20 protein-coding genes and 1 CRISPR repeat array are annotated in these 21,299 nt (G+C 35.2%); of the genes, 17 read left to right on the top strand and 3 right to left on the bottom strand.

Annotated features, from left to right (window positions below; genetic code table 11):
• The first annotated feature begins 16 nt into the window (after window positions 1-16).
• From rapZ to DRZ96_RS01910, 4 genes are read left to right on the top strand one after another with little or no spacing between them, the layout of a single operon-like run.
• Window positions 17-883: an RNase adapter RapZ gene (gene rapZ, locus DRZ96_RS01925; RefSeq protein ID WP_112889271.1), complete on the top strand. Its 867-nt coding sequence runs from the start codon at window positions 17-19 to the stop codon at window positions 881-883.
• Entirely contained in the window at window positions 868-1,836 is a 969-nt protein-coding gene (locus DRZ96_RS01920) for a gluconeogenesis factor YvcK family protein (RefSeq protein ID WP_112889364.1), read from the top strand. The genes rapZ and DRZ96_RS01920 overlap by 16 nt, the downstream gene beginning before the upstream one ends.
• A 47-nt stretch (window positions 1,837-1,883) precedes the next feature.
• On the top strand, window positions 1,884-2,900 hold the full coding sequence (fni, locus tag DRZ96_RS01915; RefSeq protein ID WP_112889363.1) for a type 2 isopentenyl-diphosphate Delta-isomerase: 1,017 nt from the start codon (window positions 1,884-1,886) through the stop codon (window positions 2,898-2,900).
• Entirely contained in the window at window positions 2,901-3,422 is a 522-nt protein-coding gene (locus DRZ96_RS01910) for a HutD family protein (protein ID WP_112889362.1), read from the top strand.
• A gap of 52 nt (window positions 3,423-3,474) precedes the next feature.
• Here DRZ96_RS01910 and DRZ96_RS01905 read toward each other — a convergent pair whose 3' ends face one another.
• The gene (locus DRZ96_RS01905; protein ID WP_112889361.1) at window positions 3,475-4,362 is read right to left on the bottom strand and encodes a DUF2207 family protein; all 888 of its coding nucleotides are present in this window, start codon (window positions 4,360-4,362) and stop codon (window positions 3,475-3,477) included.
• A 67-nt stretch (window positions 4,363-4,429) separates the two neighbouring features.
• Here DRZ96_RS01905 and trxB point away from each other — a divergent pair, with 67 nt between their 5' ends.
• Window positions 4,430-5,380, top strand: a complete 951-nt coding sequence (gene trxB, locus DRZ96_RS01900) for a thioredoxin-disulfide reductase (RefSeq protein WP_112889360.1) — start codon at window positions 4,430-4,432, stop codon at window positions 5,378-5,380.
• Window positions 5,381-5,452: 72 nt separating this feature from the next.
• Here trxB and DRZ96_RS01895 read toward each other — a convergent pair whose 3' ends face one another.
• Window positions 5,453-6,808 carry an MATE family efflux transporter gene (locus DRZ96_RS01895; protein WP_112889359.1) on the bottom strand — a complete coding sequence of 452 codons (1,356 nt, stop codon included), beginning with the start codon at window positions 6,806-6,808 and terminating at the stop codon, window positions 5,453-5,455.
• A gap of 245 nt (window positions 6,809-7,053) precedes the next feature.
• Here DRZ96_RS01895 and cas3 point away from each other — a divergent pair, with 245 nt between their 5' ends.
• From cas3 to DRZ96_RS01845, 11 genes are all read left to right on the top strand, one after another.
• Window positions 7,054-9,831 carry a CRISPR-associated helicase Cas3' gene (gene cas3 / locus DRZ96_RS01890; RefSeq protein ID WP_112889358.1) on the top strand — a complete coding sequence of 926 codons (2,778 nt, stop codon included), beginning with the start codon at window positions 7,054-7,056 and terminating at the stop codon, window positions 9,829-9,831.
• Window positions 9,806-11,491 carry a type I-E CRISPR-associated protein Cse1/CasA gene (locus tag DRZ96_RS01885; protein WP_112889357.1) on the top strand — a complete coding sequence of 562 codons (1,686 nt, stop codon included), beginning with the start codon at window positions 9,806-9,808 and terminating at the stop codon, window positions 11,489-11,491. Before cas3 ends, DRZ96_RS01885 begins: the two co-directional genes overlap by 26 nt.
• A 9-nt stretch (window positions 11,492-11,500) precedes the next feature.
• A complete protein-coding gene (casB, locus tag DRZ96_RS01880; RefSeq protein WP_112889356.1) occupies window positions 11,501-12,109 on the top strand; it encodes a type I-E CRISPR-associated protein Cse2/CasB in 609 nt (202 codons plus the stop codon).
• Window positions 12,099-13,187, top strand: coding sequence for a type I-E CRISPR-associated protein Cas7/Cse4/CasC (gene cas7e / locus DRZ96_RS01875; RefSeq protein ID WP_112889355.1), 1,089 nt, complete (start codon window positions 12,099-12,101; stop codon window positions 13,185-13,187). Before casB ends, cas7e begins: the two co-directional genes overlap by 11 nt.
• Window positions 13,180-13,893 (top strand): type I-E CRISPR-associated protein Cas5/CasD, encoded by a 714-nt coding sequence (gene cas5e / locus DRZ96_RS01870; protein ID WP_236587210.1) that lies wholly within the window; start codon window positions 13,180-13,182, stop codon window positions 13,891-13,893. Before cas7e ends, cas5e begins: the two co-directional genes overlap by 8 nt.
• Window position 13,894: 1 nt before the next feature.
• Complete coding sequence (cas6e, locus tag DRZ96_RS01865; RefSeq protein ID WP_112889353.1) at window positions 13,895-14,530, top strand: type I-E CRISPR-associated protein Cas6/Cse3/CasE; 636 nt, start codon at window positions 13,895-13,897, stop codon at window positions 14,528-14,530.
• Between the two features lies 1 nt (window position 14,531).
• The gene (gene cas1e / locus DRZ96_RS01860; protein ID WP_112889352.1) at window positions 14,532-15,476 is read left to right on the top strand and encodes a type I-E CRISPR-associated endonuclease Cas1e; all 945 of its coding nucleotides are present in this window, start codon (window positions 14,532-14,534) and stop codon (window positions 15,474-15,476) included.
• The gene (cas2e, locus tag DRZ96_RS11590; RefSeq protein ID WP_236587209.1) at window positions 15,476-15,835 is read left to right on the top strand and encodes a type I-E CRISPR-associated endoribonuclease Cas2e; all 360 of its coding nucleotides are present in this window, start codon (window positions 15,476-15,478) and stop codon (window positions 15,833-15,835) included. The genes cas1e and cas2e overlap by 1 nt, the downstream gene beginning before the upstream one ends.
• 4 nt (window positions 15,836-15,839) lie before the next feature.
• Window positions 15,840-16,376 (top strand): 3'-5' exonuclease, encoded by a 537-nt coding sequence (locus tag DRZ96_RS11585; protein WP_236587208.1) that lies wholly within the window; start codon window positions 15,840-15,842, stop codon window positions 16,374-16,376.
• 32 nt (window positions 16,377-16,408) lie between these two features.
• Window positions 16,409-17,962: a CRISPR direct-repeat array (repeat unit 29 nt; unit sequence GTAGTCCCCGCATATGCAGGGGTGATCCT).
• A gap of 61 nt (window positions 17,963-18,023) precedes the next feature.
• The gene (locus DRZ96_RS01850) at window positions 18,024-18,296 is read left to right on the top strand and encodes a hypothetical protein (protein WP_112889351.1); all 273 of its coding nucleotides are present in this window, start codon (window positions 18,024-18,026) and stop codon (window positions 18,294-18,296) included.
• Window positions 18,297-18,370: 74 nt separating this feature from the next.
• Window positions 18,371-18,637: a hypothetical protein gene (locus tag DRZ96_RS01845; protein WP_112889350.1), complete on the top strand. Its 267-nt coding sequence runs from the start codon at window positions 18,371-18,373 to the stop codon at window positions 18,635-18,637.
• A 30-nt stretch (window positions 18,638-18,667) separates the two neighbouring features.
• Here DRZ96_RS01845 and DRZ96_RS01840 read toward each other — a convergent pair whose 3' ends face one another.
• Window positions 18,668-20,038: a Na+/H+ antiporter NhaC family protein gene (locus DRZ96_RS01840; protein WP_112889349.1), complete on the bottom strand. Its 1,371-nt coding sequence runs from the start codon at window positions 20,036-20,038 to the stop codon at window positions 18,668-18,670.
• A gap of 233 nt (window positions 20,039-20,271) precedes the next feature.
• On the opposite strand from DRZ96_RS01840, the gene DRZ96_RS01835 reads away from it, so the two are divergent.
• Window positions 20,272-21,012 (top strand): DNA/RNA non-specific endonuclease, encoded by a 741-nt coding sequence (locus DRZ96_RS01835; protein ID WP_112889348.1) that lies wholly within the window; start codon window positions 20,272-20,274, stop codon window positions 21,010-21,012.
• Window positions 21,013-21,299: the final 287 nt, after the last annotated feature.

Genomic DNA, 21,299 nt, shown 5'->3' with positions numbered 1-21,299 from the left:
TTAAGTTGGTGATAAAATGGAAATTATAATTATTACGGGAATGAGTGGATCGGGCAAATCCTATGCCCTAGATGTCTTTGAAGACCTTGGCTATTATGCCATGGATAATCTAGCACCAGCCCTTTTGCCAAAGTTTTGCAACATTGCCCTTGATGCAAAGAGCAAAAACTTTGAAAAGGTGGCTGCTGTTGTAGACATGAGGAGTGGGGAGCTTTTTAATGATTTCTATTCTGCTTATGAAGAGCTAAAAGGAATGAATTTAAAAATCAGGCTCTTGTTCCTCTATGCCGATATGGAAACTATTATTGCAAGGTACAAGGAACTGAGAAGGCCTCACCCAATGAACAGGTCCATTGTTGATGGTTATAATTTTGAGGAAGCAACTCTTTCAAAAATCAAAGACAGCGCTGATTTTGTCATTGACACTACAGGACTTTCTACGAAAAATCTGAGAAAGCAATTAATGGCCTTTGTGTCCTATGATGAAAAGGACAACTTTGCCATTGAGGTTTCAAGTTTTGGCTTTAAGTCTGGCATCTTAAGGGATGCTGACCTTGTTTTTGATGTGAGATTTTTGCCAAATCCTTTTTATATTAAAGAACTTAAGGACTTAAATGGAAAGACTGAAGAAGTGAGGTCCTATGTAATGAAGTGGGATGTGACAAAAGAATTTATTGATAAGACTATTGACCTCTTGAAGTTTTTGATACCAAATTATATGGCAGAGCAAAAGAGAGTTCTTACGATTGGGATTGGTTGCACTGGAGGCTTTCACAGGTCAGTTGCTATAGCTGAGGAGATAGGTAGAATTCTAAAGGAAGAGTACAAGTCTACCTATGTAACTCACAGAGATATGGAGAAAAATTTATGGAAAAAAAGATAGTAGTCCTAGGTGGAGGTACAGGTATCTCCACTATTTTGCGTGGACTAAAAGATTATAGCGAGGATATTTCGGCTGTTGTCTCCATGTCTGATGACGGTGGAGGAAGTGGAATATTAAGGCAGGAACTAAATATTCTTCCACCAGGAGATGTGAGAAGATGTCTCATTGCTCTTTCCAATACCGACAAGACTATGAGGGACTTGTTGAATTATAGGTTCAAATCGGGATCTTTGAAGGATCAAAATGTGGGAAATATTTTAATTGCTGCCCTGACTGATATTTTTGGGTCCTTTGATAAGGCCTTGCTTGAAATGTCCAGTGTTTTTAATGTGACAGGCAAGGTAATTCCCGTTACCCTAGATGAGACTCATCTTGTTGCAGAGTTTGCGTCTAAGGATAAGGTTGTGGGAGAGTCCTACATCCCAAAAATGTGTTATAGGTTGAACACGAAAATTGAAAAAATGTCTATGATTCCCCACTATCCAAAGGCAAATGATGAAGCTGTGAAAGCGATTTTATCATCTGACATTGTCATTATTGGTCCAGGATCTCTTTACACTTCAATTATCCCCAACTTTTTAGTTGGAGGAATCAATGAAGCCCTAAGAGATACAAAGGCCAGAGTGATTTATATTGCCAATGCCATGACTCAAAAGGGAGAGACAAAAGACTATTCTTTGAAGGACCACTTCGAGGCCATATTAAAACATTCAAACTATGAATTTATTGATGAAGTCATAGCCAATGACCTAAGGGCAACAGAAGAAATTTACCAAAATTATTACAATAAGGATGAATCGAGACCCATCTTTGCCACAGAAGAAGACAGAAAATACTTCAAAGAAAAAAATGTAAGGCTAACAGAAGGGGAATTTATAGAAATCAAAGATGGATTTATAAGGCATGATGGAGACAAGATTGGGGCCAGCATTTTTAATAGTCCTTTCTTGTAAAAAAAATTTAAAGATGATATTATTTATTTGTTATAAAGGAGGATGTAATGAGGAAATATAGAAAGACAGAACATATAGAAAATTTCCTTCGCTCAACCTATGTTGGCGACCCGCTTTTTTCTGATATCTTTTTGTATAATGACTCTCTTCCAGAGATAAGTTATGATGAAATTGATACAAGCATTAATTTTTTAGATAAAAAAGTAAAGTTTCCCCTTATGATTAACGCCATGACTGGCGGCTCAAATCTTTCAGAGGAAATAAATAGATCTCTTGCAAATGTTGCGGTGGAGTACGACCTTCCCATGGCAGTTGGCTCACAAACCATTGCCCTAGAAGATGAAGATTCAAGAAAGTCCTTTGAAATTGTAAGAGAAATTATAAAAGATGGAATTGTCATCTCAAACTTATCTGGTTTCTCTAGTACAGAAGATGCAAAACTAGCAGTTGACCTCTTAAAGGCAGATGCAATCCAAATCCACTTAAACCCAGCCCAAGAACTTGTCCAAGTTGAGGGCGAAAGAAACTTTTGTGGAATCTTAAATAATATAGAAAAGATTGTAAAAAAATCTGAAGTCCCTGTAATAGTAAAGGAAGTTGGCTTTGGAATGTCGCAAAAGACAGTGAAAAAGCTTCATGATGTTGGAGTTAAATATGTAGACATATCTGGCTATGGTGGATCCAACTTTTTTGAAATCGAAAATCTAAGAGAACCCAATGCAGATATATCAGATTTATTTTCTTGGGGAATACCAACTGCCCTAAGTTTAATTGAAGCAAAGAAGCTTAATTATGATGACATGTATTTAATAGCATCAGGTGGAATAAAAACTTCCTTGGATATAGTGAAGAGTATCTGCCTTGGAGCAGACATGACAGCAATTAGTGGAGAAATTCTTTCCTATATAGTTCGTGGTGGATACGAATACACCTTAAAATATATTGACGGTCTAATGGAAAAAACTAAGATGCTAATGATGTTAAATGGAGCAAAAAATATTTCTGAACTTCAAAAAGTTGATTACAAGGTGACAGGAAAGCTTAGAGAATTATTGGAGGACTAAATGAAATTTATAAAAAAAGAAGAATTTAAAGATTCAAAATGGTCTGCAGGTGTAACAACAGAAGTTTTTATCTACCCAGAAGATGCAAGCGTTGGTGAAAAAAACTTTGACTTTAGGATTTCAACAGCAACTTGCAATGACAAAGAATCAGTCTACACACCTTACACAGGCTTTTATAGGTACATCACACCAATTGACAATGTGATGAATATTGAAAGTGATGGGAATAAATTTACATTAGATCCCTTTGAAGTATTATTTTTTGATGGAGATGACTCAACAAAATCATCAGGAGACGTCAGAGACTTTAACCTAATCTATAAAAAGGGACAAGATGCCAAGATGTTCTCTTTAAATATTAATAATCTTGAATTTAAGGCAGACAAAAGAGCAGTAATCTTTAACTACGATTCAGACCTAAAAGTTCAAGGTAAGGACTTTGAAAAATTCTCAGCAATCTATCTAGTAGAAGAAAAAGTGAAAATAGAAGGCCAGGGAAAAATAATAATTTGCGAATTTTAAATAAAAAAAGAAACTGTGATAAAAATCACAGTTTTTTTAATGGAAAATTTATTTAATTTCTAACTAAAAGATGGTCGCCTACTAGGGCTGTCTTAAAGGTCTTATAAAAGTCCTCATCGAGATAAATTTCGTAGGCTTCATCACCCAGTTTTTCATAAATATTTTTTATGTTCTCGTACTTGAGTCCAAGGCCAAGGGCAAGCAGGAGGTCATCTTCACTTGTTCTTCTTCCAGCTTTTAATTCTTCTTCTACTTTTTCTAGTTCTCTAAATTTTTTGTTGCCAAGGTCTGTCATCTTGGAGAAAGTGGTTATTAGTGATGCGTAAAAGAAAAGGGAGGCCACAATACTTGCGATTCCAAAAAATCTTTCGTTATAAACTGTCACTATTCCCACAAAAAATAAAATTGAAAAAACTACAAATGAGAGAAAAATCTTTAGGGTATTTTTTTCTCTTGTGAAGAGTTTTTTTGCCACCATCTCATCTTCTAAAAAGTAGATAAAGTCGTTGAACTTCTTGTTGTAATTATCTGCTTCAGTTCTTCTTAGTTTGTCCATTTGCCTTGTTGAAACCGAAGACCCATCTCCAAGGGAAAAGAGTATCTCAAAAAGTTTTCTTTCTCCTTTATCCAGTCCAGAGACATTTAAGTTTTTTAAAATAAATTCTACCTTATCTTGGCCATTTTTTGTCTTGTAGTAATTTTTTTCCATTTTAATATTTCCAGAGGCATGAGCCCTTAGGATCATAGCTATGATGGAGTTATAGATAAAGTTTGGGCCCTTATATAGGTAGGCCTTCTCATAATAATTTAAGTCAAGCTTCTCTTCATAGGTCTTGGCTCCCTTCTTGTTTAAGAGATAATACATAATAAGAGATAGGCCAAAGACCAAAATATTTATTAGCAAAAAGTATGTCGTTGAAAAATTCATTTTTAATTCCATTTAATCACCTATCTTCTATTATATACAAAAAAATATTTTTGGGTATAATAAGAATTGGAGGGATAGAATGTACGATATTATAATAATTGGTGGAGGTCCAGCAGGTTTAACTGCAGGTCTTTATGCAGCAAGAAGTAAAAAGAAAACTTTAATAATAGAAAAGGGAATTGAAGGCGGTCAAATCGCTGAAACTACTCAAGTGGAAAACTATCCAGGCATCGATTCAATAGATGGTGTGGAACTTGGTAAAAAAATGGCAGACCAAGCCAAGAAATTTGGTGCAGAAATTGTAATGGACCAAGTTGAAGACATGGAACTTGATGGAGAAGTCAAAAAGATCGAGTGCTATGTAGATTCTTACGAAGCTAAGTCTGTGATTATTGCAACAGGAGCATCTCCAAGAGAAATTGGTGCACCTGGAGAAAAGGAATACAAGGGCCGTGGTGTAAGCTATTGTTCAACTTGTGACGCAGCTTTTTATGAAGATGAAGTTGTTTATGTAGTTGGTGGCGGTGACTCTGCTGTTCAAGAAGCACTTTTCATCACAAACTTTGCAAAGAAAGTTTACATTATCCACAGAAGAGACGAGCTTAGGGCTTCAAAGGTTCTTCAAGAACAAGCCTTTAACAACGACAAGATTGACTTTATCTGGAATACAACAGTTAAGGAAATCAAGGGCGACAAGATTGTAAATGAAATGATTTTACATGACACAAAGACAGGAGAAGATAGGTCAATTAAGTCTGATGATCCTTTTGGAATTTTTGTCTTTATTGGTTATATCCCAAGCACAGAAATGTTTGAAGGTAAGGTTGAACTTACTGATGACAGGTATATCAAGACTGACGAAGAAATGAGGACTAATGTGCCAGGAGTTTTTGCAGCTGGAGACATTAGAAAGAAGACAGTTCGTCAAGTTGTAAACGCAGCAGGCGATGGTGCAGTTGCAGCTATGAACGCTCAAAAATATGTTGATGAAATGGAAGGAAATCTTTACGAAGGTTTCAAAGAAAACTAATAAATTAAAAATTAGAGAAACAAAAAAGCATTGGTTGAGAAAATTCAATCAATGCTTTTATTTTTATAAAATTTATTTTTCACCAAGCCAGTCAGCCTTAAGGGTGTAAGCAACCATTAAGATGACCCCAATAACCCAGGAGATGGGATAGAGTTTATAAACATTTTCTATTGTGTTATAGTGTGGAATTACAAATTTTGCTGCTAGGATCCTAAAGATACAAAGTGACAAGATGAGAATTATCATAGGTGGAATTGTTTTTCCAGTTCCTCTCACTGTGCCGGCAAGTGAATGCATAATGGCAAGTAAGAAGTAGAAGGGACAGAAGAACCTGCTGGCGAGAACACCGGCCTCGATAACCCTTACATCGTTTGTAAAAAGGCCGATTAATTTTGGTGCAAAATTATAAAGGAGAGTCCCACTTATGATTGTATAAAAAACTGTCATGGCAAGAGTGGTCCACATACCCTTTTTAATTCTTTCAATTTGACCTGCACCGTAGTTTTGCCCAACAAAGGTTGTGATTGCCATGCTAAGACTTAAGACAGGTAAGATGTTAAAACCATCAATCTTTACAAAGGCACCAAAACCTGCCATTGGCAAGGCGCCAAAGACGTTGACAGAGGATTGCATTATGACATTTGAAAGAGAAATAACTGTGTTTTGAATTGCAGTTGGAACCCCAACCTTTAAAATATTTAAGACCATGTCCTTATGTATTCTTATTCTAGAAAGATGAACCTTGTAAATATCTGGAACCCTAATTAAGAACAAGAGGGCAAGAAGGGCTGAAAGGGCCTGGCTAATATTAGTAGCAATAGCAGCTCCCTTAACTCCCATTCCAAATCTTTTAATAAGTAAAAAGTCTAAGATTACATTGGTAAAAGAAGCAATCCCAAGATAGAGAAGAGACCTCTTAGAATTTCCCACGGCATTTAAAATTCCTGCCTCCATGTTGTAAATAATATTAAAAACAAGTCCAAAGGAAAAAAACCTAAGATAAGCAATCGACTCTCCCATAACCTCAGCTGGTGTGTCCATTTTTTCTAGGAGCCAGGGTGCAAAGATGTAGCCCATTATGGAAATTAAAAGTCCAAAGGCAACTGCAAGAGCAAGAGAAGTGTGGACGGCAAGTCTCATATTCTTTTGATTTGATCCACCCATGGATTGCGAAACTAGAACTCCGCAACCAACAGCAATCCCCTGGCTAAAAGAAATTAAGAGATTAATAAGATGGGTACTTGACCCAACAGCTGCCAAGGCGTTACTCCCAACATAATTTCCAACAATCATGGAGTCGATTGTGTTGTAGGTTTGTTGGAGAAGATTTCCAAAAATTAGGGGAAGGGAAAATAAAAGAATAGTCTTCCAAATAGATCCCGAAGTCATTAAATTTTTTTCAACATTTGATATAGATTTAGCTTTCAATTTTAAATCATCCTAAATTTTGATACAAATACTTAATTAACGATAAATAATATTGTACTTTAAATAGAAGAAAATTACAAAAATAGGGATTGATAAACTATTTTTTACTTCAAAAAAAATTTTATATAAATAAAAGTTTGAATGAGAAAAAGCAAATAAAGATCAAAGCAAATAATTGAAATAAGAAATTAATGTGTTAAACTTTTATTATAGACAATAATATTTTTTATTGACAGGAGTAAAATATGATAAATAAATTTTTGTGGGCGAAGAAAGAAGAGAAGAATGGACTTTTTAAATGGCTTCCTTTAAGACAACACTTAGAGGACACAAAAAATATTATGAATGGCCTTTGGGAGCATTTTTTAAGTAGAGGTCAGAAAAGATTTATCGTAGACTCCATGATTTTTGAAAATAATGGAAAGAGTGGAGAGGAAGTAGCAAAGAACCTCTCTATTTTTTTAGCCTTAACTCATGATATAGGTAAGTGTACCCCAGCCTTCCAAACGATGAGGGGTTATAATAATTCTAAAGATCTTGATGATTATTTAATGGAAAGATTGGAGTCAAGTGGATACAAGAATCTGAAAAATTTTGACAGAGTCCTTGCTAACAAGAGCCACCATACTATTGTTGGACAATCCATACTTTCTTTTTTTGGAGTAGGAGAAGATGTAGCATCAATTGTTGGAGGTCATCACGGTAAGCCTATTGACAGTGTAAGACTTATTGAGACTCAAAAGACTTCCTATGGTGTAAATTATTTTCAAGTTGAAGACGAAGAGAGTGAAGTACATAAAAAGTGGAAAAAAGAACAGAAAAAGATTTTTGATTGGGCCTTAGATGAAGCCGGGTTTTCTGGAGTTGAAGATATCCCAAAAATTTCCCAGGCTGGAGCATTTATCCTATCTGGTCTATTAATTATGGCGGATTGGATTGCAAGCAATGAAGAATATTTTCCACTAATAGATATTGAGTCTTTTGAAGTAGATGACATGATAGGTAGATTCCAGAAAGCTTGGTATAAGTGGTACAAAAACGATTGCATAGAAATAAATAATCTGGAAAGTATAGAAGAAATTTTTAAAAATAGGTTTGGGTTCGATGCACCTAATGATATACAAAGAGGCCTTGTAGAAGCTATTGATCAATCTAAAGATCCGGGACTTATAATATTAGAAGCCCCAATGGGAATTGGTAAGACTGAGGCTGCTTTGGTAGGAGCAGAAGAGTTAATGTATAAGACGAGTAGAAGTGGTTTATTCTTTGGTCTACCAACGCAAGCAACTTCTAATGGTATGTTTTCTAGAGTTGAAGACTGGCTGGAAAATTTATCAAGAGAATTAGCCAGCAATACTAGTTTAAGATTGGTACATAGTAAAGCTGCTTTAAATGAAGATTTCACTAGCTTAGCAAAAAATATTGACCAAGATAGTATTGAGGGAAGTGTAATTACAAATGAATGGTTCTCAGGTAGAAAGCAAACTGCCCTAGATGATTTTATTGTTGGGACAGTTGACCAATTTTTACTTACTTCCTTAAAACAAAAGCACCTGGCTTTGAGGCATCTTGGATTTACAAAAAAAGTTGTAATTATAGATGAGGCGCATGCCTATGATAGCTATATGATGCAATATTTAGACCAAGCACTACGTTGGATGGGTGCCTATAAGATACCTGTGATTATTTTATCAGCAACTCTTCCTATTAATAGTAGAATTAAGTTAATCGAAAACTATATGAGAGGAAGAGGACTTAAGTGGAAGGAAGTGAAAAAACCAGAAGAAGTTCAATCTACTGATTATCCACTAATTACTTTTACAGATGGTGATGAGATAAAATTTAAAAATTACTTCAATATATCTGTTGATAAAGAGATAAAAGTGATTAGAGAAGAAAAGGAAAATTTAATTAATATAATTTCTGAACTCTATAAAAATGAAGGAGTAATAGGGGTTATTATGAACACAGTGAAGGACTCTCAAGACCTAGCAAAAGAATGTGAGCTACACTTCGGAGAAGACGCAGTAGAACTTCTGCACTCAAATTTTATCGCAACAGATAGGGTTAAAAAAGAAAATTTACTTCTCAGTTTGGTATCAAAAAATGCAGAAAGACCCAAAAGAAAAATTATAATTGGAACACAAGTTATTGAGCAAAGTTTGGACCTAGATTTTGATGTAATGATCAGTGAACTTTGTCCCATAGATCTTTTAATTCAAAGAGTTGGCAGGCTTCAAAGGCATGAAATAAAAAGAAGTGATGTTTATAAAAGTCCTACTCTTTATGTAATAGGAACTAATGATAAATTTAATTATGAAGAGAAGTCTAAAGCAATCTATGATGAGTACATACTTATGAGAAGTCAGTATTTTTTACCGGATTCTATAATGATCCCAAGTGATATACCTAACTTAGTCAACAAAGTTTATGAAGATGGAGAAGTTAAGTTAGACGATGAGCTACTAATTCTTATGGAAGAAAGTTGTAAAAAGAGAGAGGTAAAAATAAATAATAAGGAGCAAAGAGCTAAGACTTACAGACTAGATAAGCCAGACAGGAATTTTAAGAGGACTTTAGTTGGTTTGCTTGAGACTCCAGTTCCAATAGATAGTGAAGAAGTTGGTTATGCAAGAGTAAGAGATATTGAGGACACTATAGAAGTTATAGCCTTAAAGAAGCTTTCGGAAGGTTATGGGACTTTTTCAGAATGCCTCGATTTATCAAAAGATATAGACAATCCAAGTACAGCAAAAATTATTGCGAGAGAATCTTTAAGACTTCCTTTAGCGTTAAGCAGGTATCCAAAAGTTTTTGAAGAGACTATAAAGGAACTTGAAGAATATAATAGGAAAAATTTATCAGACTGGCAAAGGCAGACCTGGTTAAGGGGGTCATTGGGAGTTATTTTTGATGAAGATAATAGCTTTGTTTTAAATGGTTATAAGCTAACATATGATGAAAAATTTGGCTTATTTTATGAAAGGGTGAGAGATTTTGGGAAAATACAATTTACTAAATGAGTCGTGGATTCCTGTTATTGAAAATGAAAGTTTGAAAAACAAAAAAGTTTCCCTCATTGATATTTTTGAAAATGCAGAAAAATTTAAGGGCTTGGCTGGAGATACGAAGACCCAAGACTTTGCAATGACTAGACTTCTTCTGGCAGTCCTTCAAACAGTCTTTTCAAGGTTTGATTATCATGGGAAGCCTCATCCTGGTATTGTCCTAGATGAAAAGTTTATGCAGGTTGACGATGTAGATGAAGATTACTTAGATGATGAATATACCAACAGCCTAGAGGAGACATGGAAGAAACTCTGGTCGACTAAAAAGTTCCCTGAAATTGTCAGTGACTACTTGAGAATGTGGGAGGACCACTTCTATTTTCTTGATGACAAATATCCCTTCTATCAAGTTAGGAAGGAAGAAATAGATGGATCAAAAATTAATAAGGTAAATCCAAGTTCTGTTAGTGGGAAAAATATTAATCGTATGATTTCAGAAAGTGGGAATAAAGTTGCTCTCTTCTCACCTAAGTATGACAAGGGAAAAAACAAAGAAATATTAAAAGAAGATGAGGCTTTGAGATGGCTTTTGACTTTTCAAGCTTATTCGGGTTTATCAGATAAGGTAATCTTTGGAAAAGAAAAATATAAAATACCAAATTCAAAGGGCTGGCTTTTTGATATAGGAGGGATTTATTTTGAAGCTAATAACTTATTTGATACTTTAATGTTGAACTTAATTTTGCCAAATCCTATACAAGAATATATTGGGATAGTTGAAAAACCTTGTTGGGAATTTGATAGCTCTGAAATCATATCAAATTATTTATCTTATAGAGATCCAGACAATCTTGCAGAACTCTATACGAACTGGTCTAGGGCAATATATATTGATAGTGAAAAAGATTTTAATGATGCTTTTAATTTTGAAATTGTAAAAATACCTGAGATAAATCACTTGGATGCTTTTTTAGAACCCATGACTCTTTGGAGATTAGATACAAATGGACCGGAAAAAGATAAATTTAAGCCAAAAAAACACAATTCGGGTGAAGCACTTTGGAGATCCTTTGGAACAGTAGCAAATATAAGTGAAGATAATAATGAAGTGAAAGCTCCAGGACTTATTGAGTATGTCAATAAAAGAAAAGAAGAAATTGGTGAATATAATCTAATTATTAAATCAATAAGCATGAAAGATGATGGAAATGCCACTTCATGGGTTCCAGTGGATGAAGTTTTTGACTCCTTAGCAATCAAGGAAGAAGTTTTGACAGACATCGATAAAGAAGGATGGGTTCCTCTTATAGACTCTGAAGTTAATTTGGCTAAGAAAGTTGTGGGTGGAATTTATGGATATTTTATTTCTGATTTAATGACTGTTAGAAATGACAAGAGCAAGGATTTTAAAAAGCAAAAAGTTGAAGAACTTTATTATAAATTAAACGAACCCTTTAAAGATTGGCTTGCCAGCATAAATAAAGAAGATGAAAAAAATAAAAAGATAAGAGAGTGGAAGGTAACTTTAAAATCTCTTGTCATAAATGAAGCGAGAGAAATGGTATCGCAAGCCAACACAAGGGACTATAGGGGAATAGAAAAAGATGGAAAAATTATAAATATCGCCACAATTTATAATAAGTTTATAAATATTTTAAACAAAACAATAGGATAGGAGGAGAAAATGACAAGAACTAGTAATAAAACTTTTAGAGTGGAGTCAGTTACAAGAAATATTATCAAAGAAATTAACTCTGACACTAGCTCTGCAAATGCTAGGGCAACAATGGCTAATATTAGAAATTCAGTTAATAGACCACTTACAGAGTCAACTGATTTATTAACCCTTCTATTCAGATACATGCCAGAGGACTTTTTAAGTACTGATGGGAAAATATCTGATGAAGAGAGAGCAGTTATAACAACTATTCAATTATACGCAATACACCAACAGTCTAAAACAGAAAGTGTACTCCTAGAAGAGAATAGTGAAAAGTGGAAAAATTTGGGCTATTCGCTTAGGTCTTTAAGGAAAGATGGAGATTCTGTAGCTGTGGATAGAAGATTTAATAGTATGGTAACATCAACAACCTTTCAAGAACTTTCTCACCATCTAAGACAAATGATAAAGCTATTAAAGTCAAAAACTGATGCAAAGGTGGACTATCCAAGGCTATCTAGAGATTTATATAGGTACTTGAGAGGTTATGGAGAAGAAGTAAAATTTTCATGGGCAAGCAGGTATTATTTTGTTAATAGTGAAAAAGAAGGAGAAAAGAAAAATGAAAAATAACAATATCTATCTAGACGTAAATGCGATTCAAACATTGCCACCATCAAACATTAATAGAGATGATACAGGAAGTCCAAAAACTGCACAATATGGTGGAGTTAGAAGAGCAAGAGTGAGTTCCCAAAGTTGGAAAAGGGCAATTAGGTCATACTTCTTGGAAGATTCAAAAAATAGTAATGTAGGTATAAGAAGTTATAAAATCCCAGAATATATAGGATCAAAGATTGAAAAAATAGATGGAAACATCTCAGAAGAAGATGCTATAAAAATGGCTAATGACCTTCTAAAACTTGGTGGACTAAAAACGAAAGATAATAAAACGACAGCTCTTTTCTTTATGGGAAATACTCAGGCAGAAAAATTAGCAAGGGCAGCAGTAGATGGAGTAAAGGATAAAAATCTTATTAAAGAAATGTTAAAAGATGACCCAGCTGTTGATATTGCACTTTTTGGAAGAATGGTCGCAGACGATCCATCACTAAATGAAGACGCTTCATGTCAAGTTGCACATGCAATTTCTACTCACTCAGTTGAAACTGAATTTGATTTTTTCACTGCTGTAGATGACTTACAAGAAGAGGACAATGCAGGTGCAGGAATGCTTGGAACAATAGAATATAATTCATCAACCCTTTACAGGTATGCAAATGTGGCAGTTCATGAATTCTATAAACAATTATCAGATAAAGAAGAAACAATTAATGCCATAAAACTTTTTGTAGAAGCTTTTGCAAAGTCACTTCCAACAGGCAAGGTAAACACTTTTGCAAACACTACAATTCCATCATTTATTATGGTTAGCTTGAGAAAAGACAGACCAGTTAACCTAGTAAGTGCCTTTGAAAATCCAGTAAAAGCATATAAAAATCAAGGTTTTGTCAAAGAATCTGTTGAAAAGCTTTTAAAAGAATATAAGAAGGCTGAAAAATTTGTTGAAGAACCTATAGCTACTTTCTGTATATCATTAGATGATTTTGAATTGATAGAAGGCGTAAAGAAGGAAGATAATTTTAAGGAACTATTAAAAGAATTAGGAGATAAACTTGGTGAAATAATACCTGACGAATTGGGTGAGTAAATTGAAAAGTATTTTATTAAAATTTCAAGGTCCCTTACAGTCCTGGGGGACAAGCTCGAATTTTGAGACAAGACATACAGATGACTACCCTTCAAAAAGTGGAGTCCTTGGGATGCTAGCAGCTGCCCTTGGTTATAGACGACATGAAGACGAAAAAATAAATAGATTAAGAGAAATAAACTTTGCAACTAGGGTTGATCAAGCAGGGATTCTTTTAAGAGACTATCAGATTGCCAAGAAATATAAAAAGAATGGAAGACTCGAAAGGAATTATGTTACAAATAGATATTACCTATCTGATGCTATATTTTTAGTTGTCTTAAGTCACGAAGATAATGACTTCATCGATAAAGTTTATGAGGCTTTAAAGAGACCATATTTCCAAAATTTTCTTGGAAGAAGATCTTGCCCTGTAAATTATGATTTTATTATAGGTTGTTTTGAAGATGATCCACTTGAACTTTTAAAAAAGACCAAATGGCAGGCCAACAAATTTTATAGACAAAATAAGAATAATAATTTAAAAATTTATGGAGATTCTAAAATTTTAAAAACTGGAAAAGAAAAACTTAAAAAGGATGATGTGGTTTCATTCTCTCAAAAAGAAAGGAAGTTCCAGTATAGGGGCGAGTCAACTATATATGTTGAAGTTGATAGGGATGTTGGAGAAACTGATCATGATGCTTTTGGAGCAGTTGGGGGTTAATATGTATATATCACAAGTTGAAATTGACCTTAATAACAGAAGAAAAACTAGAGACCTAACCCACCTGGGAGCCTACCATAATTGGGTAGAAATGAGTTTTCCAGATGAAATAGAAAAAGAAAATAGAAGTAGAAAACTTTGGAGGATTGATAAAATCAATGGCAAAAGTTTTTTATTGGTCGTATCGGAGAGCAAACCCGATTTAGAAATATTGGAAAAGTATGGAGTAGCTAACTCAGCAAGAACAAAAGATTATGAAACTTTTTTAGAAAGTTTGAAGGAAGGACAGATTTTAAGATTTAGGGCAACACTTAATCCAATAGTCTCAAAAAAAGAAGAAGAAAGAGAAAGAGGAAAAATTTACCCTTGCTATAACACAGAGGATCAAATGAAATTTTTACTTGATAGGTCAGAAAAAAATGGATTTGAACTTGAGGAAAATGGATTTCAAATTGTAGAAAAATCCCATCCAATACTCAGAAGGAAGGGTACAAGACATATAAAATTAAATAAGGTAGTTTATGAAGGTAAACTAAAAATTATTGATAAAGAAAAGTTTTTAAAAATTCTTACCCATGGAATGGGTAGAGAAAAAGCTTACGGATTTGGAATGATTACAGTTATACCGGTGAAGTGATATGACAGACTTAATTGGACCAAAAAAGCCAGAACTCACTGAGCTTCCACGTATTGAAGATAGGGTTAGTTTTATTTATGTAGAGCACGCAAAAATTAATAGGCAAGATGGTGCCCTTACTGTTATGGACTCCAAAGGTATTGTGAGGATACCTGCTGCCATAATTGGAATACTTTTATTAGGACCTGGTACAGACATAAGCCATAGGGCAGTAGAACTATTAGGAGACACAGGAACATCAATTATTTGGGTTGGTGAAAGAGGAGTTAGGTTCTATGCCAATGGTAGGCCCCTTGCCCATTCAACTAAATATCTAGAGAAACAAGCAGTCCTATTTTCTAATAGAAATACAAGACTATTAGTTGCAAGAAAGATGTATCAAATAAGATTTCCTGGTGAAGATGTAATGAAACTAACAATGCAACAATTAAGAGGAAGAGAAGGAGCTAGAATAAGAAATCTTTATAGACAAGAAGCCAAGAGATATGAAATTGATTGGACAAAAAGAGACTATGATCCAAACAATTACGAAGATGGGAGCCCTGTTAATAAAGCACTCTCTGCCGCCAATGTAGCTCTCTACGGCATTTGTCACAGTGTAATTGTTGCCTTGGGAATGTCACCTGGATTAGGATTTGTTCATACAGGACACGACAAATCCTTTGTATATGATATAGCCGACCTCTATAAAGCTGAATACACAATACCCCTTGCATTTAAATTAGCAAGTGAAGTCACAGAAGATGAGGATATAGGAAGACTGGCCAGACTTAGACTTAGAGATAAATGTGTAGATGGAAAATTAATGAAAAAAATCGTGAAAGACCTGCAGTACTTAATGGAAATAAATCCAGAAGATGATATAAAAATAGAGACAATAAATCTCTGGGATGAGAAAGGTAAATTGGTAAAATATGGAGTTAATTATACAGAAGGTGATTTGTAATGCCTTTTACAGTAATAACTCTTTCCAAAGTTCCAAGTTCCCTTAGAGGAGATTTAACAAAATGGCTCCAAGAAGTTGCAAGTGGAGTCTATGTTGGTAACTTAAATACAAAAGTAAGAGAAAAGCTCTGGGATCGAGTAAAAGATAACTTAAAAGACGGAGAAGCAACAATATCTTACTATTATAGAAATGAAATTGGTTATAAATTTGAGACTATTAATGGAGACAGGGAAGTTTTAGATTCTGAAGGCTTGCCTTTAGTATTAATAAAAAAAGAAATTAAAGAAAAAGATAAAAGTCTAAAAGAAGGATTTTCAAAAGCAGATCAATTTAAAAAAAATAAAAAATATAGAGCATAGTAAAGTGAAAAAATCCATTGATAAAAAAGAGATAAAAAAATATGCAGTCTTGGATTTAGAAACCGATGGACTAAATCCTTTCAATGATAATATAATAGAGATTGGAGTAGTAAAAGTTGGAGAAAAACAAGAAAACTTTCAAAGATTTATAAGAATTGAAGGAAAATTACCAGAAGAAATAAAAAGTTTAACAAGAATTGACGATGAAATGCTAGAGGAAAAAGGAATTCCACTAAAAAGAGCATTAGAAGAGTTTATTGATTTTATTGGTGACACAATAATACTAGGGTATAATGTTGCTTTCGATATAAAATTTTTAAACTCCTCATTAGAAAAAGAAGGCTTGGCAAAAATAAATAATAAAGTTTATGATATCATGCAGTTTGTAAAAAAAGATAACTTATTTTTGAATAACTACAAGCTAGAAACTGTTTTAAAATCCTATGGCATTGATGAAAAAGTTCCTCACAGAGCTCTTGAAGATGCAATTCTGGAAGAAAAATTAATTCATAAAGTGAATAAATTATGGGATATTTTATAATGGAAATGAGATAGTTACGGGATCTTTTAAGTGTAGTCCCCGCATATGCAGGGGTGATCCTCAATTCAAATACAGTTGATGCTTTACAGGATAGGTAGTCCCCGCATATGCAGGGGTGATCCCAAATGAATAACGATGGTTGCGGGATAGTGTCTGTAGTCCCCGCATATGCAGGGGTGATCCTCTGATTGATATAACTTCCCATTAAAAGAATAGGTAGTCCCCGCATATGCAGGGGTGATCCTGGGATTAGAAAGTTCTGGGCACACTTGTATAGGTAGTCCCCGCATATGCAGGGGTGATCCTGACAGTGGCAGAACTTGAAAGAAGAGTTGGTGGTAGTCCCCGCATATGCAGGGGTGATCCTGATGGATACGGACATCAAGATATCTTGTTTATGTAGTCCCCGCATATGCAGGGGTGATCCTAATTCTTCCTTTGATTCTTTTTTAGAATATTCGTAGTCCCCGCATATGCAGGGGTGATCCTGAATTTTCTGAAAAGACTGGAGAAGCCTGGGAGTAGTCCCCGCATATGCAGGGGTGATCCTCTTCGAAGGTAAGGGAGATAAAGAAAAAACTAGTAGTCCCCGCATATGCAGGGGTGATCCTGAGTGGCATATCATCTCCAAGTGTGAACGAAAGTAGTCCCCGCATATGCAGGGGTGATCCCGTGTACATTTGATAAGCCAAACTCAACCTTGTGTAGTCCCCGCATATGCAGGGGTGATCCTAGGTTATATTTAGAAGAAAATAATGAATTGTTGTAGTCCCCGCATATGCAGGGGTGATCCCCTGTCAACCTCATCTGCAAGTACAATCCTAATGTAGTCCCCGCATATGCAGGGGTGATCCTGGATGGTACTTTTAAATACAGGAAGATTTTTGGTAGTCCCCGCATATGCAGGGGTGATCCCTGGTGTAAATACTAGGGTTAATGATTTGACAGGTAGTCCCCGCATATGCAGGGGTGATCCTATACCATTAAATAGAGTAGTTAGGCACTATGAGTAGTCCCCGCATATGCAGGGGTGATCCTGGGACTGCTAAAGTAAGATTTGATGGAGAAGAGTAGTCCCCGCATATGCAGGGGTGATCCTGATATCTTATTGTGGGTGCTTCGACATCGTAGGTAGTCCCCGCATATGCAGGGGTGATCCTTTAAAAGACCGAATAGTGATGGGACCAGCATCGTAGTCCCCGCACAGGCGGGGGTGATCCTCCCAAGCTAAGGAAGAGGATAAAAGAAACACAGTAGTCCCCGCACAGGCGGGGGTGATCCCAAAATATAAACTATTTCCCTGCGCCTGATCCTGTAGTCCCCGCACATGCAGGGGTGATCCTATAACTTTGATACTTGACAGCGACCCCAAGTTGTAGTCCCCGCACATGCAGGGGTGATCCTGAAATTGAAGATGAATTGGTGGAGAAAGAATAGTAGTCCCCGCACATGCGGGGGTGATTCTGTTAGAGTAGCCAGTACAAACAGCCAATCCATGTAGTCCCCGCACATGCGGGGGTGATTCACCCCATACTCTAATAGGCGGTAGAAATGATAGTAGTCCCCGCATATGTAGGGTTAATTTTACAAAAATGGAAGTTGTTAAAGTTATCTCCAAAGAAAAAAAAAGAAAGGTGAGAAAAGATTATGAAAAAAATAATTGATATGTTCATAAAGGAAATAGAAGGCGGTCTGGAAAGATTTGATAATGAAGATGCAGTCCGTAGCATTGGCGGGCTTGAAAGCTTCTTTTTAGATAACTTCGATGAAATTAATAAGAAAAACGACGAGGTGGCTCAACTAGGTTTTGATCTGCAAACAGAAATAGTGGAACTAGAATCAGGTGGAGATAATCAAGAAAGATTAGTCAGGATAGAGAGGATACTAGACAAGATAAAAGAAGCTAATAAGGTACACTAACATTTAAGTTGGGGTGTTTTTGTTTTAAAGCTTATATAGTAAATTTTGTTTTCAGGGAGGAGTGCAATAAGCTTATGAGTATAATTGATGATTTTTTTAAAGAAATAGAGAAGGTCTTATTTGCTGAAGCTTCCAACAATGATTGGGATTTATTTAATGATTTAGAAGACTATTTTATAGATAACAACGAGATGATTTTTAAAGAAAGTGAAAGGGTATCTGACTTAGGATATGAGATGCAAGATGTAATCGCAGAGATGAGTTATATGGATAATTTTACAGAATGTAGGATAAAGATAAATAAACTTTATAATGAAATGAAAAAAGAACTCCAGGCTTAGGTCTGGGGTTCTCTTACATTATTTTGTGATTTAATTTTCTTCTTTTAGTTCATCTTTTTCAAAGTCCCAATCGCCACTTGGATCTGCATATCTAATAAAGATAGATGCGATTGCAAAGATTGCAAGTATTCCTTGGTACCACAAGAAGGGAATTATCTCCATAGGTGAAACTGCGCCGGCACCAAGCTCTTTTGTAAGTCCTGCTGCTATTAGGATTTGTGCCCCGTAAGGGATGACTCCTTGCATAACGCAGGAGAAGGTATCCAAGAGAGCAGCTGATCTTCTTGGATCAATTTTAAAATCATTTGATATTTCCTTTGCAACTGGTCCGTCGATTATTATTGCCACTGTGTTATTAGCTGTTGCAGCATCAGTTAGGGCTGTGAGAAGGGCGATGGAAACTTCTGCAGATTTTTGTCCTCTTGCAAAGCTCCTTATCTTTTGGACTAGCCAGTCGATTCCTCCATTTTTGGAAACCATATAGGAAAGCCCACCAGTTAGCATGGATAATAAAAATATTTCAAACATGCCAGAGAAACTTGTGAAGATATTTTGGGCAAAGGTCATTAGGTCAAGGGCACCTGTTGCTATCCCAATTACTCCTGATAAAATTATCCCACTTGTTAAAACTAAAAATACATTCATGCCTGCTATTGCAGAGATGAGTACAAATAAGTAGGGGATAATTAAGACTGGATTATAGGGACGGTCTTCTAATGTAGGAAGGGCTTCTGGTTTTCCAACTACCAATAAAATTATAAAGGTAATAATAGCTGCAGGAAGGGCCATCCTTATGTTTGCCTTAAACTTGTCCTTCATATCTACATTTTGAGTTCTTGTTGCAGCAATTGTTGTGTCAGAAATAACTGATAAGTTGTCTCCAAACATTGCTCCTCCAACAAGAGAACCCAAGACTAGGGCTAGTGGAAGGTTTCCCTTTTGAGCAAGTCCAACTGCTATTGGGCCAACTGTAGAGATTGTTCCCACAGAAGTTCCTGTTGATATAGAAATGAAACAGCCTATTAAGAAGATTCCACCTGTTATAAATTGAAGGGGAATAATTGATAGGGCAAAGTTAACAACTGAGTCGACTCCTCCTGATTCCTTAGAGACTGTTGCAAAAGCGCCAGCCAATATGTAGATGAGGCACATTATAATAATATTTTCGTCGCCGCAACCTCTTACGAAGTCGTTAAACTTGTCGTCAACACTTCCCTCAAACATAATGAAGGCAAGTATAATTGCTGGCAAGATACATACTGGGGCTGGCACTTGGTAAAATGCCATTTCGACACCTAGGTGGTTTAGGACAATTCCCGTAGCCATGTAAACTAGTACAAAGACAAGAAAGGGAAGCAGAGCTGCCAAACTTGGCTTAGGTTTATTATTTTGATTTTCCATTTTTCCTCCTAATATTTTATGTAAAATACATAATAATTATAAATAAAGCAAGGATATTATATTATTAAAAAAATTTTTTGTGAAGTCTTTTGTCCTATTTTTAAGCATTTTTAAGATTTCTGGCCTCTCATTAACTTTTTTAAATTGACTTTATCATATATAATGAAAAATACTGTACAATTTGACAGCATATTTAAATTAAAAAAATTTAATTTAGAGAGGGGACAATATTATTGAAGAAAAATAAAAACTTTAAAGTCATAGGAGCCCTAGTCCTTACCCTAATTGGATTTTTATTTGGACAAGAGCAACTTCAGGACTTTGACGTAAACTACAATGGACCATACTTAAATAAACTAGAAAGATTTTTATCAATATTTGATAACCCCTACGAGGTCAATGAATCAAGCATCTACTATGAGATAGATAAAAATCCGCCTAATTTCTCTGAAGAGGATTTAAAGATGGGTCCAGACTTTGCTCATTATTCAAACCTAGATCACTTAAATAGGGTTGGGCCTGCCAATGCGCTATTAAGTCGTGAGTCAATGCCTAAAGAATCAAGGGGCGATATATCGAAAGTGTATCCCTCAGGATGGCATCAAAAGTTTTATGACTTTGTTGAGGGTGGAGCAGTTTACAACAGGTGCCATCTCATTGCCTATCAAATGACTGGAGAGAATGACAATTGGAAGAACCTCATGACTGGGACAAGATCCTTTAATACCAAGGGGATGCTCCCCTTTGAGAATGCTGTTGCTTCTTACATGAAGGATACTGGCAAGAAGGTAAGGTATAGGGTGACTCCAGTTTTTGAGGGTGACGAACTTGTGGCAAGGGGAGTTATTATGGAAGCCTATAGCATTGAAGATGGTGGCAAGAAAATTAACTTCAGGGTCTTTGCAAAAAATATTGAAGAAGGCGTAGACATAGATTACAAGACAGGAAGGACTAGGATAGCTAAAAAGAAATGATGACTTATAGATTTTAGGAAAGTAATAAATTTTTGTTAGTTAATAAAAAAATATGAAGTTATAGTTTTTTGTTAACTAGATATTAATTATGAAGTCATAAATTTTTGCCAAGTAGATGGAAAATATAAATTCATTATTATATAGAAAGAAATATTCTTATAGGAGAGAGTCGGCCAAAGAGGTTGGCTTTTTTTATTGTTTATATTTGAAAATAATCAAAAGAAAATACAAATCTTGTTGACACTAAGATAGCTTATGTTATAATTCCATAGGACAAAAAGGAGAAT

Origin of the sequence: Peptoniphilus harei, from assembly GCF_900454685.1 — a bacterium.
Lineage (GTDB): Bacteria > Bacillota > Clostridia > Tissierellales > Peptoniphilaceae > Peptoniphilus_A > Peptoniphilus_A harei.
This window is presented reverse-complemented; position numbering and strand designations above follow the sequence as displayed.